The 6,581-nt window shown below is 71.7% G+C and carries 7 protein-coding genes and 1 pseudogene; 3 read left to right on the top strand and 5 right to left on the bottom strand.

Going from position 1 to position 6,581, the window contains the following annotated elements; all coding sequences use genetic code 11:
* Window positions 1-223 precede the first annotated feature (223 nt).
* The 3 genes and pseudogenes from AB0I88_RS36340 to AB0I88_RS36330 form a co-directional block, all read right to left on the bottom strand.
* Window positions 224-1,024: pseudogene (locus AB0I88_RS36340) on the bottom strand (methyl-accepting chemotaxis protein); the annotation flags it as partial.
* A 718-nt stretch (window positions 1,025-1,742) separates the two neighbouring features.
* The gene (locus AB0I88_RS36335; protein WP_361035592.1) at window positions 1,743-2,093 is read right to left on the bottom strand and encodes a UBP-type zinc finger domain-containing protein; all 351 of its coding nucleotides are present in this window, start codon (window positions 2,091-2,093) and stop codon (window positions 1,743-1,745) included.
* A gap of 13 nt (window positions 2,094-2,106) precedes the next feature.
* Entirely contained in the window at window positions 2,107-2,475 is a 369-nt protein-coding gene (locus AB0I88_RS36330; protein ID WP_361035589.1) for a helix-turn-helix domain-containing protein, read from the bottom strand.
* A 96-nt stretch (window positions 2,476-2,571) separates the two neighbouring features.
* Here AB0I88_RS36330 and AB0I88_RS36325 point away from each other — a divergent pair, with 96 nt between their 5' ends.
* Both AB0I88_RS36325 and AB0I88_RS36320 read left to right on the top strand, forming a co-directional pair.
* Complete coding sequence (locus AB0I88_RS36325; RefSeq protein ID WP_361035586.1) at window positions 2,572-3,426, top strand: SDR family oxidoreductase; 855 nt, start codon at window positions 2,572-2,574, stop codon at window positions 3,424-3,426.
* Between the two features lie 37 nt (window positions 3,427-3,463).
* Entirely contained in the window at window positions 3,464-3,814 is a 351-nt protein-coding gene (locus AB0I88_RS36320; protein ID WP_361035583.1) for a DUF427 domain-containing protein, read from the top strand.
* 10 nt (window positions 3,815-3,824) lie between these two features.
* On the opposite strand, the gene AB0I88_RS36315 is transcribed toward AB0I88_RS36320, so the two are convergent.
* Window positions 3,825-4,829, bottom strand: coding sequence for a TIGR03617 family F420-dependent LLM class oxidoreductase (locus tag AB0I88_RS36315; protein WP_361035580.1), 1,005 nt, complete (start codon window positions 4,827-4,829; stop codon window positions 3,825-3,827).
* 61 nt (window positions 4,830-4,890) lie between these two features.
* Between AB0I88_RS36315 and AB0I88_RS36310 the strand changes: the two genes are divergently transcribed.
* On the top strand, window positions 4,891-5,706 hold the full coding sequence (locus AB0I88_RS36310) for a MerR family transcriptional regulator (RefSeq protein WP_361035577.1): 816 nt from the start codon (window positions 4,891-4,893) through the stop codon (window positions 5,704-5,706).
* Here the strand turns inward: AB0I88_RS36310 and AB0I88_RS36305 are convergent.
* Window positions 5,693-6,535 (bottom strand): P1 family peptidase, encoded by an 843-nt coding sequence (locus AB0I88_RS36305; protein ID WP_361035574.1) that lies wholly within the window; start codon window positions 6,533-6,535, stop codon window positions 5,693-5,695. The two genes, AB0I88_RS36310 and AB0I88_RS36305, sit on opposite strands and share 14 nt — an antisense overlap.
* Between the last annotated feature and the right edge of the window lie 46 nt (window positions 6,536-6,581).

Below are 6,581 nucleotides of genomic sequence, written 5' to 3'. Positions count from 1 at the left end.
GACCGGCAGGATGACGCGACGGGGGAGCCCGGCCACCCGGGCGTACCGTTGCATCATCTCCCGGTAGGTCAGCACGTCGGCGCCGCCGATGTCGACGCAGCTCATCGGCGGTACGGGAGACCGCCGCGCTGGCCTCGCGGGTCTGCGTGACGCCGCCGACCGTGGCCGCGCTGGCCGAGGAGACGTCGCTGATGTTCGAGGCGATCCGGCTGGAACCGGCGGCGACCTCGGCGATGCTGCGGCTCATCTCGCCGGTGGTGGCGGTCTGCTCCTCCACCGCCGAGGCGATGGTGGTCTGGAAGTCGTTGATCTGGGCGATGACCTCGGAGATCCGGTTGATGACCTCGACCGCGCCGCCGGTGTCCTGCTGGATGGCGTTGACCCGGCTGTGGATGTCCTCGGTGGCGCGGGCGGTCTCCTGGGCGAGGTCCTTGACCTCGGAGGCGACCACGGCGAAGCCCTTGCCGGCGTCCCCGGCCCGGGCCGCCTCGATGGTGGCGTTGAGGGCGAGCAGGTTGGTCTGCTCGGCGATCGACGTGATCAGCTTGATGACGTTGCCGATCTCGGCGGACGACTCGCCGAGCTGGCGGACGGTGTCGGTGGCGCGGGCGGCCTCGGTCACGGCGATCGAGGCGATCTGGGCGGCGTCGCTGGTGTTGCGGGAGATCTCCCGGATGGACAGGCCCATCTCCTCGGAGCCGGCCGCGACCGTCTGCACGTTGCGGGAGATCTCGTCGGCCTCGGCGGCGGCCGAACTGCTCTGCCGGTCGGTGTTGTCGACGGCGTCGGCGATCTGCGCCGACACGCCGGCGAGCTGGTTCGACGCGGTGGCGAGCTTGTCGGCGTCCTCGGCGATGGTCCGCATCGAGCCGCGTAGCTTGTCGAGGGAACGGTCCAGGCCGGCGGCCATGGTGCCGATCTCGTCGCGGCTGGTGATGCCGGAGCGGGCGGTGAGGTCGCCGCGGTCCAGGGCGTCGATGACCACGCCGAGTTTGCGGATCGGGCCGAGGATCGACCGGACCATCGGGATGGCCAGGCCGATCAGCAGGACCAGGCCGATTCCGGCCACCACCATCGCGATCGTACGGGTGGAGGAGACCGTGTCGGCCATCTCCGCCTTCTGGGCGGCGACCTCGGCCTCCACCTTCTCGGTCAGCGCGTCCAGCTCGTCGTCGGTCTTGTTGTTCCGCTCGGCGATCTCGTCGGTGCGGTTCACGACCGATCCCGGGTTCGCCACCCCGGCCGTGACGAAGTCGCCGATGAAGGTGCTGAAGGCGGTGAAGTCGGGACGGTACCCCTGGAACTCCTGGAGCATGGCGGTGGGCAGACCGCACGTCTCGACCTTGTCGGCGGCGCCCGTCGCCGAGTCGACGTCGTCGACCACGTCATCGTTCACGTCGTGCCCGAGCGCGGCCCGGTAGGCGTCCACCTTCAGCTCGCTCTGGCGGTTGTTGAGGTGGTTGATCGCCGCGAGGCAGGCTTCCAGCTTGCGCATCTCCTCGGCCTGGCTGGCCAGCGCCGACTGTCCGCTCAGCGTGATCGCCGCCATGCCGCCGAGTGCGATGGCGCCGGTCGCGACGATCGCACTCAGCCTCTTGGCGGTACCGATGTTGTGTAGCCCGCTCACTCTGCCCTCCCTAGCATCCGACGTACGGTCCATCGACCTACGAGGGCGCTACCTGAGGGAAAGAACCTTCACCGCCCGGGTGGTCCGGCGGCTGGACGATCCGGCGCCGGACGACTCAGCGGTTGAGCCGGCGGGTCCAGTCGGCGGGGACGGCGCCGGCCGGGCCGGGGGCGGGCTGGTCGGCCGGGTGGCTGGTGGGCGGCGCCAGCTCGGGACCGGAGCCGGCCCGGTCCGCGGTGAAGTCCCAGAACCAGTCCTCTCCGGGCTCGAACGACTGGATGACCGGGTGCCCGGTCTGCTTCCAGTGCGCGGTGGCGTGCTGCGATGGCGAGGAGTCGCAGCAGCCGACGTGGCCGCACCGGGCGCACCGGCGCAGGTGGAACCACCAGCCGCCGGTGGCGAGGCAGTCGGCGCAGCCGGTGCCGGAGGGCGGGACGTCGGTCTGGATCGGGGCGTCGGAGCTCACCTTCGGAAACCTATCAATGTGCCCGGTCGTACGCCTCCTGCGCCGCGCGGACCTGATCCATCTCGCCTTCGACCAGGATGATGAGTTCCTTCATCTTGGCGGCGACCCGCTCCCCGAGGCCGGTGAGGCTGTACTCCACCCGGGGCGGGATGGTGGCCTGCACCTCGCGCCGGACCAGACCGTCGCGTTCCAGCGCCTGCAGCGTCTGGGACAGCATCTTCTCGCTCACCCCGTCGACCCGGCGGCGCAGGGCGTTGAACCGGTACGCCCCCTCGTACAGGGCGGCCAGGGCGAGACTGCCCCACCGGCCGGTGACGTCGTTCAGGACGCCGCGGGAAGAGCAGTTCCGGGCGAACACGCTGGCTGCGAGGTCCTCATCCACGGTCGTCACCTTACCAGCGCGGTTGCACTTTCAAAAAGTTAGTGCCATCCTTCTCCTCGCCACTCACTTTTCGAGAGCTATCGCAAGGGGAACATCATGACCATCGCCGTCACCGGAGCCACCGGGCACCTGGGCCGCCTCGTCATCGACGCGCTGATCGCCCGCGGCGCCGCCCCCGGCGAGATCGTCGCCGCCGTCCGGGACACCGCGAAGGCCACCGATCTGGCCGCCCGCGGCGTCACGGTGCGCGAGGCCGACTACGACCGCCCGCAGACCCTGGCCGCCGCGTTCGCCGGGGTGGACCGGCTCCTGCTGATCTCCGGCAACGCGGTCGGGCAGCGGATCGCCCAGCACACCGCGGTCATCGGGGCGGCGAAGGCGGCCGGGGTGGGCTTCCTCGCCTACACCAGCATCCTGCGGGCCGACAGCTCACCGATCGGGCTGGCCCCGGAACACCTGGCCACCGAGGAGGCGATCAAGGCGTCCGGCATCCCGTTCGCCCTGCTGCGCAACGGGTGGTACATCGAGAACTACACCGGCGCGCTCGGCGCCGCGCTCGAGCACGGCGTTCTGCTCGGCAGCGCCGGCCAGGGCCGGATCGCCGCCGCCACCCGCGCCGACTTCGCCGAGGCGGCCGCCGCGGTGCTGCTCAGCGGCGAGACCGGGGTGTACGAGCTGGCCGGCGACCAGCCGTTCACGATGGCCGAACTGGCCGCCGAGGTGGCCCGCCAGACCGGCGTCCCGGTCGAGTACCGCGACCTGCCCGCCGCCGACTACCAGGCGGCGCTCGTCACGGCCGGCCTGCCCGAGGCGTTCGCCGGGCTGCTCGCCGACACCGACGTCAAGATCCGTGACGGGCACCTGGACGACGCGGGCGGCACGCTGTCCCGGCTCCTCGGCCGCCCGACCACCCCGCCGGCCGAGGCGGTCGCCGCGGCGCTCAAGAACTGACCGTCGAGCGCACCGGAGGATGGGTAGGCTCCCTTACATGGCCAAACCTCGATTGACGCCCGGCCCGGATCATCCGATCACGATCGCACCGGCCGGGGAACGGGTCGTGGTCACCGCCGGCGGCACGGTGATCGCGGAGACCGAGAACGCTCTGCTGCTCACCGAGGCGCACTACCCACCGGTGCGTTACGTTCCGCTCGCCGACGTGAACCCGGCCGTGCTGGAGCGCAGCCCCACCACGTCGTACTGCCCGTTCAAGGGCGAGGCCACCTACTACTCCCTGCCCGGGGCGCCCGACGCGGTGTGGGAGTACCAGGAGCCGTACGACGCGGTCGCGGCCATCAAGGGCCACGTCGCCTTCTACCCCGACAAGGTCGAGTTCTCCTGAGGACCTTCCGCTACGACCGCAGCGCCGAGCGGACGGCGGCCACCTGGTAACGGTCCGCGTCGTACGGCGTGTAGAGCGAGATCCGATCAATCGTGCCGGCGTATCGGTCGCGCAGCCCGGCGGCCACCGCCGCCGGGTTGCCGGCCACCGCGAAGCAGTCCAGCACGTCGTCGTCGATCTCGGCGGCCATCTCGGCCCACGCCCGCCGCCGGGACAGCACGTTGAGCCGGTCCGCCAGATCGCCCCAGCCGTGCAGCTCCAGCACCGGCCGGTACGCGGGGGTCGAGGCGTAGAAGGCGATCTGCCGCCGGACCGCCTGCTCGGCCCGGGACCGGGCGGCCTCGTCGGCGCCGAGCACCACCATGGCACTCATCTCGATCTGAAATCCGTCCAGCCCGCCGCCGCGTGCCGCCCGCAGCGCCGGGATCATTCGCTCCCCGAGATAGGACGGGCTGGTCAGCGGGTGCACCAGCAGCCCGTCGGCGACCCGTCCGGCGGCCGCCACCATCCGCTCGCCGACCGCGGCCAGTTCCACCTTCGGATTGCCGAACGGGTTCGGCCCCGGGTCGAAGAACTCGGTCATCAGCGTGTGCCGGTAGAACTCGCCGCGGAACATCAGCCGCTCCCCGGTCGCCCACGAATGCCAGACGGCCCGCAGCGCCGACACGAACTCCTCCATCCGCGCGGCCGGCCGGCTCCACGGCATCGCGAACCGGCGCTCGATGTGCGGGCGCACCTGCGAACCCAGCCCGAGCCGGAACCGGCCCTCGGAGATCAGCTGAAGGTCGTTGGCGAGAACCGCCACGTTCATCGGGTTACGGGCGAAGGCCACCGCGATCCCGGACTGCAGCGCGATGTGCGAGGTGGCCCGGGCGACCAGGGCGAGGGTGGTGAAGACGTCGTGCTTCGTCTCGGCAGCCGAGAAGCCGTCGTAACCGACCTGTTCCGCGGAGACCGCCGCGGCCTCGGCCTCGAACGGGGAGGCCGCGACGGGCGCGGCATAGTCAACGAACATCACACAGCAATATCAGGTTGTTGACTCTCACACGGTGTCAGGCACTGAACTCGGAGTTGTCATGTTCGCCATAGGAGACTTCGCCAGGCACGGCCGCGTGTCGGTCCGGATGCTGCGTCACTACGACGCGACCGGGCTGCTGCGGCCGGCCCACGTCGACCCGGCCACCGGCTACCGGCACTACACGGCCGCCCAGCTGGCCCGGCTCAACCGGATCATCGCCCTGAAAGATCTCGGGTTCACGCTGCGCCAGGTGCACGACATCGTCGACGGCACGCTGAGCACCGGGGAGCTGCGGGGAATGCTGCGGTTGCGCCGGGCCGAGCTGGAGGCGTCGGTGACCGCCGCGAACGCACGGCTGATCCAGGTCGAGGCACGCCTCCAAGCCATCGAGAGAGAGGGTCACATGCCCACCGACGACGTCGTCCTCAAGTCCATCCCGGCCGTACGGGTCGCCGAACTGACCGCGACCGCGGCCAGTTACCAGCCGGAGGACATCAGCCCGGTGATCGGGCCGCTCTACGACGAACTGATCCGGCGGCTGGAGGCCGCCGGGGTCACCCCGACCGGTCCGGGAATCGCCTGGTACGAGGACGCCCCCGAAGGGCGGATCACCGTCCACGCCGGGATGACCGTCTCGGCCGGCCCCGGAGCGGGCGACTTCGAGGTGCGCGATCTGCCGGCCGTCGAACAGGCCGCGACGATCGTGCACCACGGCTCGATGGACGCCGTCGTGCCGACCGGTCAGGCTCTCGCCCGGTGGATCGACGGCAACGGTTACCGGGCCGCCGGTTACCCCCGCGAGGTGAGCCTGGAGTGCCCGGAGGACCGCGACCAGTGGGTCACCGAACTCCAGGCCCCGGTCACGACGGCTTGACCACCGCGCCGCGGATCGCCTCCGCCATGACCTCGGCGGTGGCGGCGCGCAGCAGATCCAGATCGGCCTCCACCTCGCCGGTCGCCAGCGCCACCACCGCGTCGCCGTCGTAGCGGGAGTGCGCCGGGTGCAGGGCGCGGGCGAAACCGGTGTGGCCGCTCTGCGCCAGCAGGTGGCAGTCGGTCTTGGTGAGCCGGGCGTCGGTGAGCACCACGGCGATCGTGGTGTTCTCCATGACCCGCCCGAACGGGGCGACCGGACGCGGCGGCAGGCCCGCGCCCGGGCCGAGCACGTCGCCCCACGCGTTCACCACGGCGATCGCCTCCACGGTCGCGTCACCGGCCCGGCCGGTGGCGCGGCCCAGCCCGCCCGGATCCAGGGCGCCCCGCCACTTCCCGGTGGTGGCGCCGGTGCCGGCGCCGACCGTACCGGTGCCGAAGGGTCTGCCGCTCAGCGCGGCGAGAGCCGCCTCGCGGCCCTGAGCGGCACCCGGTGGCGTCGCGGCCACCGAGCCGTCGAAGATCGACATGCCGACGACGATCGGCACCGGGCCGAGCTCGGTCGGGAAGCCCCGGTCCAGCTCGCGCAGCAGCGACATCACACCGTCCCCGGCGGCCAGCCCGAAGGCGGAGCCGCCGGAGAGCACCACGGCGTCCACCCGCTCGACCAGCCGTCCCGGCGCCAGCAGGGCGAACTCGCGGGTCGCCGGGGCGCCGCCGCGGACCTCGCCGGAGCCCACCGTGCCGGGCGGCGGAAGGATCACGGTCACTCCGGTCCCGTCGCCGGTCCAGTGGCCGGCGTAGGCGGTCAGCAGTTGCGGTGCGGCCATCAACAAACCGTACCGGCGTTCGACGTTCCGCCGGGAATCGTCGGGG

This window comes from Actinoplanes sp. NPDC049802, assembly GCF_040656595.1.
Lineage (GTDB): Bacteria > Actinomycetota > Actinomycetes > Mycobacteriales > Micromonosporaceae > Actinoplanes.
This window is presented reverse-complemented; position numbering and strand designations above follow the sequence as displayed.